The organism is Micromonospora sp. DT178 (assembly GCF_049841695.1).
In the GTDB taxonomy this organism is placed as follows: Bacteria; Actinomycetota; Actinomycetes; order Mycobacteriales; family Micromonosporaceae; genus Micromonospora.
Genome location: NZ_JBNCKV010000011.1, coordinates 55,009 through 70,227, shown reverse-complemented (window position 1 = coordinate 70,227; position 15,219 = coordinate 55,009). Strand labels below are relative to the sequence as shown.

Sequence of the window (15,219 nt, the reverse complement as noted above, 5' to 3'; positions counted from 1 at the left end):
CAGTGACGACGGTGTCGCGCTGCGGTGCGGTGAAGATGTCCGGGTGATGCCATGGATGCCTCCTCCCCGGCCGGGAGGGGCCGGGGAGCCGCCGGCGCCCGCGCCGGGGGTGGCGGCCCGGGCGTTGGACCCGCTGCCGGCCCGCATCGCGCTGCCGCCGCCGGAGCGCCCGCACCGGCGCGTCCCGCCGGAGGCCCGGCCGCTGCTCTGGCTGGTCCTGCTGGTCGGTAACCCGTGGGCCGCCCGGCTGATCATCGAGTGGCGCTACCGACTGCCCCGGGGCGACGGACCGGCCGGGCTCATGGGGGCGCTGGGCGAGGCGACCCTGGCGGGGCTGGGCTGGCCGAGGTGGGACGTGCGGCCGTTGCGGGCCGACCATGTCGCCTGGTGGCTGGCGGAGAACGCCCGCACCGTGCTGTTCGTCGTGATCGCGGTGGCGCTGCTGCGTCGGCTGGCCACCCCGGCGTTCGCGCCGCGGCGTACGCACCGGGTGCTCGCGGTGATCGGCGCGAGCGTGACGGCGGCGGTGCTCGCGGCGGTGGGCGGCGTGACGACGCACGTCCTCACCGACAGCGGCATGCTGCGCGGCGTGGACCTGACCTCGGCGGTGCTTGGCGCGATCTCCGGGGCGCTGTACTGCGGATTCGTCGTGGGTGTCCTGCTGGCCTGGGCGGCGGTGCGCGGGCCGGGGCCGCGCCGTGGGGGATTCCCGGCGACCCGGCACGGAGGTGGCTGACATGGTGGTACGGCAGCACAGCGGCCCGCGCGACGAGGCGCCGTCGGCACGCGCGCATCCGGACGCCGGCAGCGAGGCCACCCGCTACCTGTGCGCGGCCGCCCACACCGACGACGCGTTCACCGAACGGGTGCTGGCCGAGGTGTTCGACGACGACCTGCGCGCGGTCGCCCCGTCGGTGGGCTTCGACCTGGGCACGGTGCTGCGGCACTGCCTGTCCGCCCGCCGGCGGCGTCGTCTGCGTGACGTCGGGCTGCTGGTCGCCGGCGGCCTGGCGGTGCTGCTCGCCCCGCTGGCGACGGTGCTGGTCGGGGTCACGATGGCGGTGGGCAGCTCACTGGCCCCGCTGCGGCCCGGCCGCAACGGCCCGGTGGGCCCGTTCCTGTCGATGATCGCGATCGCGACGGTCTCGCTCGTGCTGGTCTTCCAGCTCGGCGCGGCCACCCCGGGCGACGACCCGGCGGGCCTGCCCGGTTGGGTCGTCGGCCGGCCGTGGCTGGCGTTGCCGGCCGGCCTGGTCGCCTACCTGGTGCTCGTGGGGCACCTGTTGGGCACCCGGCGGCTGCTGGTGACCCGGTTGCGCCGGGCCCGGTTCCGGCCCGGGCCGCCCGACGTGGCGTCGCTGCCGGCGCGTGACGCCGAGCGGCTGGCCGCCGTCGAACGCGCCCAGGGCGGCAACGTGACGGTCTACGGCGGCTACACCCCGTTCGTCGGGCACGGCACGCCGGTGGCGGGGTGGTCGTTCGCCCTGCCGATCCTGGCGGACGCCCACGGGCCGGCCGGGACCGCCCCCACGGGCGACGTGTCCGCCCCCGCGCCGTTCACCGTCGTGGAGCTCATCGACCACGTGCGGGCCCGGCTGGCGGCGATCCGGCTGGACCAGGCCGGCGATCCCACCCCGCAGCGGCTCGCGGGGCTGCTGCTCGAAGACCGGGTGTTCGTCTGCGGCGACCGGCTCACCGGCGACGCGCGGCTGCTGCCGCACCGGGAGCGGATGCCGCGCCAGCGGTGGTCCGACGACGAGGTACGCGAGGTCGCCGGCCGCCCGCAGGGCGCGGCGCGGCACTACCTGTGCGCCCTGGTGCCGTCCTGGGGCGGGGAGGTCGTCGCCTCCACGTTCCTGCACTTCTCCACCGACGGCCAGGTGCTCTACCTGGAGTGCGCCCGCACGGTGCTGGAGCCGCCGCGGCAGGGGTACCACGACGTGGACCGGCTGACCGAGTGGCTGCCGGTGAGTCAGCTCGCGCAGGTGCTGGCCACCGGCACCGAGCGGTTGCTGCCCACCGCGCTGGGCGCGCCGGTGCGGCTGCTGCGGGACCTGGTGCGCGGCGCCGCGCGTGGGCGGCGTCAGGCGCGGCTGCGGCAACTGGCGCGCGAGGACCTGGGCTACGACTACGGTGCCCGGGTCGGCGTGCGGGAGGTCGCCTCCGGCGCCGAGTACCACAACTACTTCCAGGTGCTCGACGCCGCCAAGCACCTGAAGGTCGTCGAGCGGCACGTGCTGGCCGCCATCATGGACTTCCTGGACGCCCGTGGGGTGGACACGGCCGAGTTCCGTAACCGGCAGACGACGATCCTCAACCAGGGCGTCATCCAGACCGGCGGCCTCAGTGTGGTCGGCAACCAGGCGGTGGGCCAGGGCGCCCGGGCCGAGCAGCAGGCCGAGGGGGCGCCGCCGCGCAGCCGCCGGCCGCGTGACGACTGAATCGCAGGGGAGGAAGGGCATGCCCGAGGCGACCAACTACGGCGTCCAGCAGTCCGGTGGGGTGAGCCAGGTGGGCAATCAGGCGGTGGGTCCGGGCGCGTACGCCAGCGGCGGCAGTCTGTGGGCCACCGCGCCCGCCGGTGTCGACGCCACGGCGCTGGTCCGGCAGCTGCTCGAGGTGCTCGACCGGCACCGGGGCGAGCTGTCGGAGCCGGCCCGGGTGACGGCCGCGCAGTTGCGTGCGGAGCTGACCCGACCGGACGCCGAACCGGGCCGGGTCACCGGGTTGTTGCAGCGGCTGGCGGTGGTGGCGGCTCCGGTGACGCCGGTCGCGACGGCGGTCGGCGAGCTGCTGCGGCTGGCGCAGGGGCTCTGACGGCGCGCGCGGGCACCGGCGGTCCGGCGGGTCAGCCGGGCGAGCGGTGCCGGCGGTGCGCGCGGCTGGTGTCGCTCGGGCGGCCGGGGTCGACGTGGCGGGGGCGCTCCGGTTCGTCGGGGCGCAGCGGCACGAGGGCGTCGGTGATGGCGTCGATGATCCGGTCGGTGGCTTGCCGGGCGGCGCCGGGCGCGCCGTGGGCGAGGTCGGTCAGGTCGACGGGCTCGCCGAAGTGCACGCGCAGCACCGGGCGGCGCCACACGGCGCGGGCGACCCCGCGCAGCAGCCCCTTCGGGGCGCGGTAGGGCAGCACCTCGTGGGAGCCCCACTGGGCGACCGGGACCACCGGCGCGCCGCAGGTGAGGGCGAGGCGGGCGGTGCCGGTCTTGCCGCGTTCGGGCCAGATGCCGGGGTCTAGGCCGATGCGGCCCTCCGGGTAGACCAGGATCACGGAGCCGCCGGAGACCGCCGCGGCGGCGTCGTCGAGGGCGCGGCCGACGGCGGCGGTGCCCCGGTCGACACGCAGGTGCCCGGCGCGGCGCATCGCGGCGCCGAGGACGGGGGTGCGGAACAGCCCGCCGGTGGCCATGATCCGGGGGGCGACGCCCCGGGCGCGGCAGGCGGCGGCGAGCACGACGGGGTCGAACGGGCTGATGTGGTTGGCGGCCAGGATCAGCGGGCCCCGGCGCAGCGCCTCGGGCACGTCGCCGCTGACCTCCAGGCGGGCCAGGAGCGCGACGACGACGCGGGCGAGCAGTTGCGCGGCACGCCAGATCAGCGGTGGCTGCCAGCTCGGGCGGGTGGTGTCCATCAGCGCGCAATGGTCGCACGCGCAGGCCGGCCGCCGTGGCGCGGGGCGCGCGCCGGCGGGCCGTCCGGCAGAGGTGATCAGGGTCATTGGTCCCGGGTCGCTTCGGGACCCCCGCCCCTGCCGCATTTTCTACGACGCGCAGTAGTATTTACTACGTCTCGTAGTATGCACAGCCTGGGGGTTACTGGTGGACGCGTTGGACGTCGCCCGCTGGCAGTTCGGTGTCACCACCGTCTACCACTTTCTCTTCGTGCCGCTGACCATCGGCCTGTCCGTGCTGGTGGCGATCCTCCAGACGATGTGGCACCGCACCGGCGACGAGAAGTACCTGAAGCTCACCAAGTTCTACGGCAAGCTCTTCCTGATCAACTTCGCGATGGGCGTGGTGACCGGCATCGTGCAGGAGTTCCAGTTCGGCATGAACTGGAGCGACTACTCCCGCTTCGTCGGCGACATCTTCGGCGCCCCCCTGGCGATCGAGGCGCTGGTCGCGTTCTTCCTGGAGTCCACCTTCATCGGCCTGTGGATCTTCGGCTGGGACCGGCTGCCCAAACGGCTGCACCTGGCCAGCATCTGGGCCGCCGCGATCGGCAGCAACCTCAGCGCGTACTTCATCCTCGCGGCGAACTCGTTCATGCAGAACCCGGTCGGCTACCGGATCAACCCCGACACCGGCCGCGCCGAACTCACCGACTTCGTGGCCGTGCTGACCAACAAGGTCGCCATGATCACCTTCCCGCACACCATCGCCGGCGCGTTCCTGGTGGCCGGCTCGCTGCTGGTCGCCGTCGCCATGTGGCACCTGGTGCGCAACCGCGACTCCGCCGACACCCCCGCCTACCGCTTCGCCGCGAAGTTCGGCTCCTGGGTCACTCTGGTCTCCGCCGCCGCCGTCGGCATCACCGGCGACATCCAAGGCAAGATCATGACCCAGGTGCAGCCGATGAAGATGGCCGCCGCCGAGGGCCTCTACACCACCGAGAGCCCCGCCTCGTTCTCCGTACTCACCGTCGGCAGCCTCGACGGCAGCCGCGAGCTGTTCGCCCTCAAGATCCCGCACCTGCTGTCCTGGCTGGGCACCGGCGACCCGAACGGCACCGTGCAGGGCATCAACGACCTGCAGGCCCAGTACGCCGCCCAGTACGGCGCCGGCAGCTACACCCCGATCATCCCGGTCACATACTGGAGCTTCCGCTTCATGATCGGCTTCGGGATGGCCGCCGCCGCCATCGCCCTGCTGGTGCTCTGGAGCCAGCGCAAGGGCCGCACCCCCACCAGCAAGTGGCTGCTGCGCGCCGGCCTGGTGATGCCCCTGCTGCCGCTGGCCGCGAACTCCTTCGGCTGGATCTTCACCGAGATGGGCCGCCAGCCGTGGATCGTCTTCGGCGAGATGCTCACCCGCGACGGCGTCTCCCGCAGCGTCTCGCTGACCGAGGTGCTCACCTCCTTCACCGCCTTCACCCTCATCTACGCCGCCCTCGCCGTCGTCGAGGTCAAGCTGCTGCTGCGCTACGCCAAGGCCGGCGTGCCCGACCTGACCCCCGACCCCGACATCGACGACACCCACGACGACGCCGAGCGCCCGCTCGCGTTCGCCTACTGAACACCGGAGACACACCGTGGAACTCACCACCATCTGGTTCCTGCTCGTCGCGGTCCTGTTCACCGGGTACTTCATCCTCGAGGGCTTCGACTTCGGCGTCGGCATGCTGCTGCCCGTACTCGGCCGCGACGACCGCGAACGCCGCGTCCTGATCAACACCATCGGCCCCGTCTGGGACGGCAACGAGGTCTGGCTCATCACCGCCGGCGGCGCCATGTTCGCCGCGTTCCCCGAGTGGTACGCCACCCTGTTCTCCGGCTTCTACCTGCCGCTGCTGCTGATCCTGCTCGCCCTGATCATCCGCGGCGTCGCCTTCGAGTACCGCCACAAGCGCCCCGAGGCGTCCTGGAAACGCCGCTGGGACACCGCCATCTTCGTCGGCTCGGTGGTGCCGGCGGTGCTGTGGGGCGTGGCGTTCGCCAACATCCTGCGCGGCGTGCCGCTCGACGCCGAGCACGAGTACGTCGGCGGCCTGCTCGACCTGCTCAACCCGTACGCCCTGCTCGGCGGCGCGACCACCGCGGCGCTGTTCCTCACCCACGGCGCCGTGTTCATCGCCCTCAAGACCGTCGGCGAGGTCCGCGAGCGCGCCGCCGCCCTCGCGGTACGCGTGGGCGTGGCCGCCGCCGCCCTCGCGGTGGCGTTCCTGACCTGGACGCTGAGCATCCGCTCCAGCACCGCCGCCGTCGTGTTCGCCGTCGGCGCGGCCTTGGCGCTGCTCGGCGGCCTCGCCGCCGCCCGCGCCCGCCGGGAGGGCTGGGCGTTCACCGGCACCGCCGTGGCGATCGCGCTGGCCGTGGCGACGCTGTTCGCGGCACTGTTTCCGAACGTGCTGCCCTCCACCGGTGACGTCGCCGGCACGCTGACCGCCACCAACGCCGCCTCCACCCCCTACACCCTGAAGATCATGACCTGGGTGGCGGTGGTGTTCACCCCGATCGTGCTGGCCTACCAGGGCTGGACGTACTGGGTGTTCCGCAAGCGCATCGGGGTGGCCCACATCCCGCGGCACTGACCCACCCCCGCCGGGTGGCCGCGGGCCCCGCCGCCGCCACCGGCACCCACCACGGGGCCGACGCGACACACCTGCCGCGCCGGCCCCGTGGCCGTGTCGCGTCAACGGGGCCCGGAACGGAGGGCGGCGCGCACGAGTACGCCGGTCATCACGAGGGGCCTTCGCTCACCGCAGCGCCGACCTACGGCTGACCGGCCCTGGTGGTAGTCGAGCTCACTCTCGCCCGATCCCTTTCGCTGGGTCGAGGTGACGTGGTGCTCGCATGGGGATGCGCTCGGTCGGGGGTTGCTGAGGTTACTCCTGCCGGAGCCTGATGTCGCCGAAGGCTGCCCTGAGCGCCTTCCCGATCAAGTCCGGCAGGTCGGTACGCCCGTCGTCCTTCGCCCACCGCACCAGCGCGGTGTGCATGGCGGCCAGGCAGGCGCTGGCCGCCGCCGCGGCGTGGAAGGCCGTGTCCGGATCGGCGGCCTCGTCCCCGAGACCGTCCACGATGGCTTGTTGCAGCACGTAGTGGTTGTCCAGGTGTCGGGCGCGCAGGGCGGGCGTCGAGATCATCAGCTGCAGGCGGGCCAGCAGGAGCCGGTCGTCGCCGGCGGTCAGCGTCCGCGCCGACTCGACGAGTGCGCTGCCGATGCGGCGCACCAGGGGCTGCCCGGCCGGCGTCGCGGCGATCCGTTCGGCGACCAGCGGGCCGTTCTGGTCGACCAGCACGAGATCCTCCTTCGTCGGGAAGTGCCGGTACACCGTCATCGGAGACACGCCCGCAGCCTCTGCGACGTCGTTCACGGTCGTGCCGTCGTACCCGCGCTCGACGAACAACCGCACCGCGTGCGCCTGGATCACGCGCTGCGTCTCGGCCCGTCGTTGCGCCCGCAGTGTCGAATGCCGTTCGCCCATGTGGTAGACACTATCGCACTGGTAGTAACTAACAACTTGGGAGTAGCTCACATCATGTGTGACCTGATCGGTAGAACAGCCCTGGTGACCGGCGCGTCGCGAGGCATAGGCCAGACGATCGCGATCCGACTGGCAGCGCGGGGGGCGGTCGTCATCGTGCACTTCGGCACAGACAGGGACGGCTCGACGGCGACGGTCGACCAGATCGTGCGGGATGGTGGAACGGCGTACGCCGTCGGTGCGGAGCTGGGCGTCGACGCAGATGTCGAGACGCTGTTCGCGGGCGTCGAGGCCAGCCTGGCCGGGCGACCACTCGACATCCTCGTCAACAATGCGGCAGCGCCACCCGCAGGCCCGCTCGGCGCCACGACACGAGCAGCCTTCGACCATCTGTTCGCGGTCAACGTACGAGCGCCGTACTTCATCATCGAGCGAGCGTTGCCCCTGCTGCGCGACGGCGGTCGGGTCATCACGATCTCGTCCGTGGCGACCCGGATGGCCAACGCCACCCAAACGTCGTTCGCCATGACCAAGGGCGCGGTCGAGACGATGACCCTGACGTTGGCCAACCAGCTCGGCACCAGGGGGATCACGGTGAACGCGGTCGCGCCCGGCGCCACCCGGACCGCGACCAACGAGCCGGTCTTCGAGACACCGGGCCTGGCCGAGCTGATCACCGCGATGACGGCACTCGACCGGCTGGGCGAGCCCGGCGACGTCGCCGACGTGGTCGCGTTCCTCGCCTCCGACGCCGCACGCTGGGTCACCGGGCAGGTCATCGACGCCAGTGGCGGCCTGTTCCTGGGCCCGCGCGCCTGACCACCGAAGGCGCCCGCCATACAGGCCGACCTCGCCCCACTTACCGCCACCGGGCGCAGGACACCCTGCTCGGCGGGGCTCGTCGACCACCACGCCCCGCTGCGTCACCGACCCGCGCCGGCGGGGCGAGCGGCACCGCCACCCACCCCGCCGGCCGTCCGCGTCAGTGCGCCTCGCGCAGCTCCGCCAGGCGCGCCTCGATCTCCGCCAGCTCCGCGCGCAGCTTCTCCGCCTGCTGCTCCGCCTCGGCCCGCTCGGCGGCCATGATCTGCTCCACCGCCTCCTGCACCCCCGGCACGTCGACCAGCGCCACCATCCGCAGCGCCTCGGCCGGCTTCACCACGTACGGCTTCGCCAGGGACTTGCTGCCCTGCTGCGCGGCGACCGTCCACTCGCCGTCGGCGTACGCCAGCGTCACCGTCAGCCCCGCCGGACCCTTCGGCTTCACGGCCTTCACCGCCTTGCGCGCCGGCGCCGGCTTCGCCTCCACCATCTCCACCTTCGGCTCCTCCCGCCGCTGCTGCGGCACCCGGTCCAGCACGAACTCCGGCTCCGCCGGCGCCGCCTCCACCTGCTCCTGCGGCTCCGGCTGCGGCTCCGGAGCCTTGCGCCCGGCACCGCGCGGCGCCACCGCCACGTCGGCGGGGGAGAAGGGCAACTCGTCGCGACCGAAGCGGACCACCACGAACTCGTCCGACACGGCCGGATCGGTCAGCTCCACCACCTGCCCCACCTGCCCGGCGATCTGACCCGCCGAGGCGGTGAACACCACCTTCGGCTTGCGGCCCGCCGCCAGCGCCTCCCGGATGCTCTGCACCTCGTCAGTGGACAAACCCTGGCCAGCGGCACCCATCAGCAACCTCTTCCGTCGTACACCTGTTCAGATGCCTGCCTTGATACCAGCCCACGCCGACAAGCGGAAGATCAACCCCCCAGCGCCCGCAACGCCGCGTCCGCGTGGTCGTTCATGTTCAGCTCGCTGTGGACGACCTCCACCACCCGCCGGTCGGTGTCGATCACGAACGTCATCCGCCGCGTGCTCAGCGCGCCCAACGGCAGCCGCCGCCGCACCCCGAACAGGTCCGCCACGACCCCGTCCACGTCCGACAGCAACGGATAGTCGAACCCGTGCCGCCGGGAGAACTCCGCCTGCTTCGCCACCGGATCCCGGCTGATCCCCACCCGGGTCGCGCCCACCGCCGCGAACTCCGCCGCCAGGTCCCGGAAGTGGCAGCTCTCCGCCGTGCACCCCCGCGTCATCGCCGCCGGATAGAAGAACAACACCACCGGCCCGCCGGCCAGGAACTCCAACAACCGCCGCGGCGTACCCGTCTCGTCGGGCAGCTCGAAGTCCTCCACCACGTCGCCGACACCCACACCCGCCACAGCACACCTCCAGTCACCGTCCACCGACGCGCCCGAGCCTATGCGCCGGCCCACGAGCCCGCCCCGGTAGCGTCGGCTGCGCAGCCACGACAGGGGAGAGGGACATGCGACCGGTCACCGTGATCACCGGCGGCAGCCGCGGCATCGGCGCCGCCACCGCCCGCCGCCTCGCCCACGCCGGCCACCACGTCGCCTTCAGCTACCGCCGCGACCGCGCCGCCGCCACCGCCGTGCTCGCCGACATCGACGCCACCGGCGTACGCGGCCTCGCCGTGCCCGCCGACACCCGCGACCCCGACCAGGTCACCGCCCTGTTCGACGCCGCCGCCGACCTCGGCCCGATCACCGGCCTGGTCAACAACGCCGGCGTCACCAGCCCCATCGGCGCCTTCGTCGACCTCGACCCGGCCGACCTGCGCCACGTCGTCGACGTCAACCTCATCGGCTACGTCCTCTGCGCCCAGCAGGCCGCCCGCCGCATGGACCGAGGCGGCGCCATCGTCAACGTCTCCTCCGTCGCCGCCACCCTCGGCAGCCCCGGCGAGTACGTCCACTACGCCGCCGTCAAGGCCGCCACCGACACCCTCACCACCGGTCTCGCCAAGGAACTCGCCCCCCGCGGCATCCGCGTCAACGCCGTCGCCCCCGGCATCATCCGCACCGACATCCACGCCCTCTCCGGCCAACCCGACCGACCCGACCGGGCCGCCGCCCGCATCCCACTGGGCCGCCCCGGCGAACCCGACGAGGTCGCCGGCGCCATCGCCTGGCTGCTCGGCCCCGACGCCAGCTACACCACCGGCACCGTCCTGCGCGTCGCCGGCGGCCTCTGACCCCGTCCGCCGCACCCCGAACCGTCGCCGTCCGTGCGACGATGCGCGCTGTGACCGGTGTCTTCGGCGACGTCGCCGACCTCTACGACGACGCACGTCCCGACTACCCGAGCGCCCTCGCCGACCTCATCCGCGACTACCACGGCGGCACCCCCACCGCGGTCACCGAGATCGGCGCCGGCACCGGCAAGGGCACCGCCGTGCTGCTGCGCCTCGGCACGCCCGTCACCTGCGTCGAACCCGACCCCCGCATGACCGCCCGACTCACCGCCACCTTCCCGCAGATCCACCCCGTCACCGACACCTTCGAGCGGTGGCAGCCACCCACCGGCGGCGTACCCCTGCTCGCCTGCGCGTTGGCCTGGCACTGGCTCGACCCGGCCACCCGCAACCCACGCGCCCACGACGCCCTCACCCCCGGCGGCACCCTCGCCGTCTTCGGCCACGAATACGGCTACGCCGACCCCGAGCACGCCCGCGCCGTCGACACCACGCTGCGCGGCGTCGACCCCACCGCCACCCACCGCCGCACCGACTGGTTCCACCAGGACATCACCGACAGCGGCCTGTTCACCGACGTACGCGCCCACACCCTGCACCGCGACCTCACCCTGACCACCGACGGCTACCTGCGCCTGCTGCGGACCTTCGGCCCGTACCGGCAGCGCACCGCCGCGCAGCAGACCCGGGCGGCCACCGCGATGCGCACCCTCGTGGACGGCTTCGGCGGCAGCGTCGTGCTGCGCCTGCGCACCACCCTCGTCCTCGCCCGCCGCCCCCACCGACCCTGATGCCACCGACCGTCCCACCCGGCACCCCGACGCCGGGTCGCGCAACCCGCCGGCCGCGCCGGCACGCCGGGTTGCTGTCGGTGGGCTCCTCTACCGTCCGCGAACGTGAGCGCAACGCAGACGTACCGGTACCTCGGATCCTCCACCCTCGCACGCGGCGGCCTCGGCCTGCAGACCAGCGGCGGGCCCACACCCCACCCCCGGTTCTTCACCGGGTTCCTCACCACCCCACCGGCGGCGGCCGTCGGCCTGCTCGCCGTCGCCGAGGTCGCCCGGACCCGCTACCACCGACCCGTCAGCCCCGCCAGCCTCGACCCGGTGGTCACCGGCAGCCGCGACCGGCTCCGGTTCGAATCCTTCTCCGGCTGCTGCGGCGTCTACGCCCGCCTCGACACCCTGCCCGCCGGCCTCGACGGCGACATCATCGAGCACGGCACCACCAACGTCGACGTCAACAACCCGCTGCGCGAGGCACTGGCCCGCGTCGGCGGCCTCGACCCGCTGCACCTGTCCGTCGGCCCCGACGACCTGACCGTCTCCACCATGGACGGCCCGATCGTGGAGAAGAAGGTCCCTCTCCCGGCGCGCTGGCTGCGCGGCTTCGCCGAGGTGCAGATCCTCTGCGCCGCCTTCGAACCCCGCGCCGAGATCCCCGCCACCGAGGCGGCCACGTTCCTACGCCGACTACCCACCACCAACGACCGGTCGGTGCTCTGGGCGGTGCCGGCCGGCCGGTCCCTGCGACTGACCTCCCGACCCGTCCCCGGCGCCGTCTGCCTGGCCGGAGCGAGCCGACTGACCGCCCTACGCGGCATGCTGCGCTTCGCCGAGACCCTGCGCGTGTACGGACCCACCGTCGCCGCCGGCTCGGCACCCGTGCCGAGCACCTGGGAACTGGACACCGGCGCCCTGCGGCTCTCCCTCACCCTCTCACCCGAGCCGTACCGCGGATTCTCCGGCGAAGGCGCCGCCCTCACCGCACTGGCCGGCGACGACGTCGTCGACGACGCCGACCTCGTCGCCGCCGTACTCTCCTGGGACCCCACCATCGACGTCGACCGGCTGGCCACCGACACCGGCCTCGACCCGGCCCGCGTCCGCGCCGCGCTCGCCCAACTCGGCACCGCCGGCCGCGTCGGCTACGACGTCTCCGAGGCCGCGTACTTCCACCGGGTCATGCCCTACGACGCGGGCCGCGCCGAACGCGACAACCCCCGCCTGGTCGGCGCCCGGGCGCTGCTCGACGCCGCAGCCGTCGAACTCGACGCAACGACCGCCACCGTCCGCAGCGGCGACCAGGTCTACCGGGTCCGCCGACTGCCCGACGGCGACTTCACCTGCACCTGCCCCTGGTGGGCCAAGCACCGCGGCCAACGGGGGCCGTGCCGGCACGCGTTGGCCACCCGGATGCTGACCGTCGACCGGGCGGAGGAGCGGGCGTGAGACACGCACAGCAGGTGTTCATGAAGAGCGCCGTACGGCGGCAACGCGAACTGGCCGCCGGCGGCACCAGCGACCTGTTCGACCTCATCCAGAACGCCTCCGCCGGCCTGATCGTGACGGCCCTGGCCGGGCTGGCGGAGCAGCGCCGCCGGGAGATCGGCGCCGAGGTGACGACCTGGTTCAAGCAGCGGCAACGCACCACCTGGTGGACGGCCGGCTCCGGCACCGCCCTGGCCGTCGCCGTGGTCGGCTGCCTACCCACCGCCGCGCAGGCCGCGACGATCCTCGCCCGCAACACGGTCAACCCCGACGGCGAACGCGCCGCCGCCCTGATGTCCACGGTCGCCGAGGAACGTGGCATCACCTGGCTCGGCGACCTGGCGCACCGGCTGGCCACGAAGATCAACCAGCAGACGGGAATCGAACACTGGCGGTTCGTCGCCGCGCTGCTGCGCGTCACCGGGACGACACCACCGGCCAACGACCGGTTCGTCGAACTGTGGCTGGACTCGGTGCAACTGCCCGACCGGCGACGCGCCGGCCGACCGGCACCCCTGATCGAACGGCTCCGCGACGACCCGTTCCTCGACGCCATGCTGCCCCGGCTGTTCGAGATCGACGGCCTCGGCCTGCGCATGACGTTCGACGAGGTCACCACGACCTGGGACGAACGACGACGCCACGTCCTGCCGACCGCGCTGGCCCGGCTCGCCACCGAAGCCACCATCGACCGGACGATCCTGATCGACGGCGCGATCGGCCGGCTGCTGCGCGGCGACCGGGCGGCGGCCCTGCGCGCCTTCACCATCCTGCTCACCGAACTCCAACCCACCACCACCGAGGTCGCCACCCGCGCCACCGACTACCTCCGCCTGCTCACCGACGCACCGGCCCCGGCCGCCACCATGGCGCAGAAGGCACTACGAGACCTGCCCCACCTCGAGATCGACACCGTCCTCGACACCTCCCGCGACGTGCTGCTGCGACCGGACAAGGCACTCGTCAAAGCCCAGCTCACCTGGCTCGACCGCCTGGCCCGCCAACACCGCGACCGGGCGGCCCAGGTCGCCGAGGTCATCGCCGTCGCCGCCGAACACCCCGCCGTCGAGCTACGCGACCGCGCCAACACCCTCGCCACCCGCCACGGACACGACCCGACGGCAGGCGGCACCGGCCCAGCGAAGGCCCGGCCACGCGGCGACGACCTGCCCCCGCCCGCACCACCGGCACCGGCACCCACCCCCATCACCGACGTCGACGAACTCGCCGAGGAGGTCGCCGCCCTGCTCGGCACCCCGTCGCAGGGCACACCGCTGGACCGCATCCTCGACGCGCTGGTCCGGCTCACCGCCACCGACGGCGCACGGGTGCACACCGCCCTCGCCCCCGTCATCGAACGCTGCCACTGGTCCTGGGGCAACGAACACCGCCACGACCCCCTCTGCCTGTGCAAGGTGGTCGTCGACGTCCTCACCACCGCCCCGACCACCGACCAGCAGGCCCGCCGACGCAGCCGGTGGGACACACTGCTCGCCGCGCTGCGCCGCACCGACCGGCAGACACCGCAGCCGGAACTGGTCACCACCGACCCCCGGGTACCCGCACCGCACCGGCTGCTCCGCGCCCGCCTCGCCGAGATCGGCGCCCACCTCAACGAACCCGGACACCCCGGCCTGCTCGCCACCCCCACCCACGCCAACGGCGCCCTCGACCCACTCGCCCTGATCGAGCGCCTCGCAGCCCTCGGCGACCGCACAGCCTGGCACTGGGACCTCACCCAGGCCCTGCTGCGCCTGCCCGCCGACACCGACGAGACGGTCGCCGGCAAGGCGGCGGCGCTGGGCACCCCGGCGGGGGAGCGGCTCGCCACCTGGCTCCGCTCCGGCGGACTGCCACCACCCGTCATGCGCATCACCACCCTCACCCGGCGGCCCCGCAGAAACGGCTACGACTGGGAGCACGACCAACTACCGCCGAAACGCATCGCGGTCGAGCTGCGCCCACCCGACGGCTACGACGACCGGTACGGACTGCTGACCGTCGACCCCGCACCGATCGGTGTCGAACACTCCGACTGGGCGAACCTGTGGCCGTCGATCCTGCCGGGGCACCGCGCAGTGGTCGCCGCGTACGCCCTGCCGATCGTGGCCGCCACCGCGGACATGGACCAACGCGGCGGCACGACCATGCTGCCGCTGCTCGCCGAGAGCACCGGCCCCGGCGGAGCGGCCCTCGACCTCGCCCTGTCCTACGGACTCGCGGCCCGCCACGGCACCGACCGGATCGCCGCCCTGGACGCCCTGCTCACCCTCGCCGCAGCCGGGCAGCTCGACCCCACCGCGACGGGCGGACAACTGGGCCGACTCGTCGCCGGGCAGCTGGTGAAGCTGTCCAGGGCACTCGAACCCCTACGCGACGCCGCCCTGGCCGGAGCACCGCTGACCGTGTGGCGACTGGTCGCCGCCGCACTGCCCCCGGTGCTCGCCGCGCCCCAGCCCCCGCGCGGCCTGCCGGACCTGCTAAGCCTGGCGGCCGAGACGGCCGGCACGACCGGCGTCCGCATCGAGGTGCCCGGCCTGGCCGACGTCGCCGGCCGGGGCGGATCGAGCCGCCTCGTCACCGAGGCCCGACGCCTACGCCGCGCGCTCGACACGGCCTGACCCGTCGCTCGCCCCAGCACCCCGGAAACCACCCGCCGCAGCCGCTCGGGGCGTACGGCGTGCCGGCGCGGCCCCCCGACCGCCCCCCCCCGGTGCAGGGGGGCCACCCCCGCGCCCCCGGGCCCCCTCTTGCAGGGGACCCGC

14 protein-coding genes are annotated in these 15,219 nt (G+C 73.7%); 10 read left to right on the top strand and 4 right to left on the bottom strand.

What is annotated here, in order from left to right; genetic code table 11:
* Positions 1-55: 55 nt before the first annotated feature.
* Genes ACLQ22_RS21175 through ACLQ22_RS21165 form a run of 3 tightly spaced genes read left to right on the top strand, consistent with a single transcriptional unit; the run spans position 56 to position 2,817 of the window.
* Complete coding sequence (locus ACLQ22_RS21175) at positions 56-736, top strand: hypothetical protein (RefSeq protein ID WP_425693825.1); 681 nt, start codon at positions 56-58, stop codon at positions 734-736.
* 1 nt (position 737) lies between these two features.
* Positions 738-2,441, top strand: a complete 1,704-nt coding sequence (locus tag ACLQ22_RS21170; RefSeq protein ID WP_425693824.1) for a hypothetical protein — start codon at positions 738-740, stop codon at positions 2,439-2,441.
* Between the two features lie 19 nt (positions 2,442-2,460).
* Positions 2,461-2,817, top strand: coding sequence for a hypothetical protein (locus ACLQ22_RS21165; protein WP_425693823.1), 357 nt, complete (start codon positions 2,461-2,463; stop codon positions 2,815-2,817).
* Positions 2,818-2,848: 31 nt separating this feature from the next.
* Here ACLQ22_RS21165 and ACLQ22_RS21160 read toward each other — a convergent pair whose 3' ends face one another.
* Complete coding sequence (locus ACLQ22_RS21160; protein ID WP_425693822.1) at positions 2,849-3,628, bottom strand: lysophospholipid acyltransferase family protein; 780 nt, start codon at positions 3,626-3,628, stop codon at positions 2,849-2,851.
* Between the two features lie 187 nt (positions 3,629-3,815).
* Here ACLQ22_RS21160 and ACLQ22_RS21155 point away from each other — a divergent pair, with 187 nt between their 5' ends.
* Positions 3,816-5,231 carry a cytochrome ubiquinol oxidase subunit I gene (locus ACLQ22_RS21155; RefSeq protein WP_425693821.1) on the top strand — a complete coding sequence of 472 codons (1,416 nt, stop codon included), beginning with the start codon at positions 3,816-3,818 and terminating at the stop codon, positions 5,229-5,231.
* 16 nt (positions 5,232-5,247) lie between these two features.
* Positions 5,248-6,246: a cytochrome d ubiquinol oxidase subunit II gene (gene cydB, locus ACLQ22_RS21150; protein ID WP_425693820.1), complete on the top strand. Its 999-nt coding sequence runs from the start codon at positions 5,248-5,250 to the stop codon at positions 6,244-6,246.
* A 294-nt stretch (positions 6,247-6,540) separates the two neighbouring features.
* On the opposite strand, the gene ACLQ22_RS21145 is transcribed toward cydB, so the two are convergent.
* The gene (locus tag ACLQ22_RS21145) at positions 6,541-7,089 is read right to left on the bottom strand and encodes a TetR/AcrR family transcriptional regulator (RefSeq protein WP_425693819.1); all 549 of its coding nucleotides are present in this window, start codon (positions 7,087-7,089) and stop codon (positions 6,541-6,543) included.
* On the opposite strand from ACLQ22_RS21145, the gene ACLQ22_RS21140 reads away from it, so the two are divergent.
* Positions 7,075-7,962: an SDR family oxidoreductase gene (locus ACLQ22_RS21140; protein ID WP_425693818.1), complete on the top strand. Its 888-nt coding sequence runs from the start codon at positions 7,075-7,077 to the stop codon at positions 7,960-7,962. The genes ACLQ22_RS21145 and ACLQ22_RS21140 overlap by 15 nt on opposite strands.
* A 163-nt stretch (positions 7,963-8,125) precedes the next feature.
* Here ACLQ22_RS21140 and ACLQ22_RS21135 read toward each other — a convergent pair whose 3' ends face one another.
* Positions 8,126-8,815 (bottom strand): hypothetical protein, encoded by a 690-nt coding sequence (locus ACLQ22_RS21135; protein ID WP_425693817.1) that lies wholly within the window; start codon positions 8,813-8,815, stop codon positions 8,126-8,128.
* Positions 8,816-8,886: 71 nt separating this feature from the next.
* A complete protein-coding gene (locus tag ACLQ22_RS21130) occupies positions 8,887-9,348 on the bottom strand; it encodes a peroxiredoxin (protein WP_425693816.1) in 462 nt (153 codons plus the stop codon).
* Between the two features lie 104 nt (positions 9,349-9,452).
* On the opposite strand from ACLQ22_RS21130, the gene ACLQ22_RS21125 reads away from it, so the two are divergent.
* From ACLQ22_RS21125 to ACLQ22_RS21110, 4 genes are all read left to right on the top strand, one after another.
* Complete coding sequence (locus ACLQ22_RS21125; RefSeq protein WP_425693815.1) at positions 9,453-10,181, top strand: SDR family oxidoreductase; 729 nt, start codon at positions 9,453-9,455, stop codon at positions 10,179-10,181.
* Positions 10,182-10,231: 50 nt separating this feature from the next.
* On the top strand, positions 10,232-10,972 hold the full coding sequence (locus ACLQ22_RS21120; protein WP_425693814.1) for a class I SAM-dependent methyltransferase: 741 nt from the start codon (positions 10,232-10,234) through the stop codon (positions 10,970-10,972).
* 105 nt (positions 10,973-11,077) lie between these two features.
* Entirely contained in the window at positions 11,078-12,415 is a 1,338-nt protein-coding gene (locus tag ACLQ22_RS21115) for an SWIM zinc finger family protein (RefSeq protein ID WP_425693813.1), read from the top strand.
* The gene (locus ACLQ22_RS21110) at positions 12,412-15,075 is read left to right on the top strand and encodes a DUF6493 family protein (protein WP_425693812.1); all 2,664 of its coding nucleotides are present in this window, start codon (positions 12,412-12,414) and stop codon (positions 15,073-15,075) included. The genes ACLQ22_RS21115 and ACLQ22_RS21110 overlap by 4 nt, the downstream gene beginning before the upstream one ends.
* Positions 15,076-15,219: the final 144 nt, after the last annotated feature.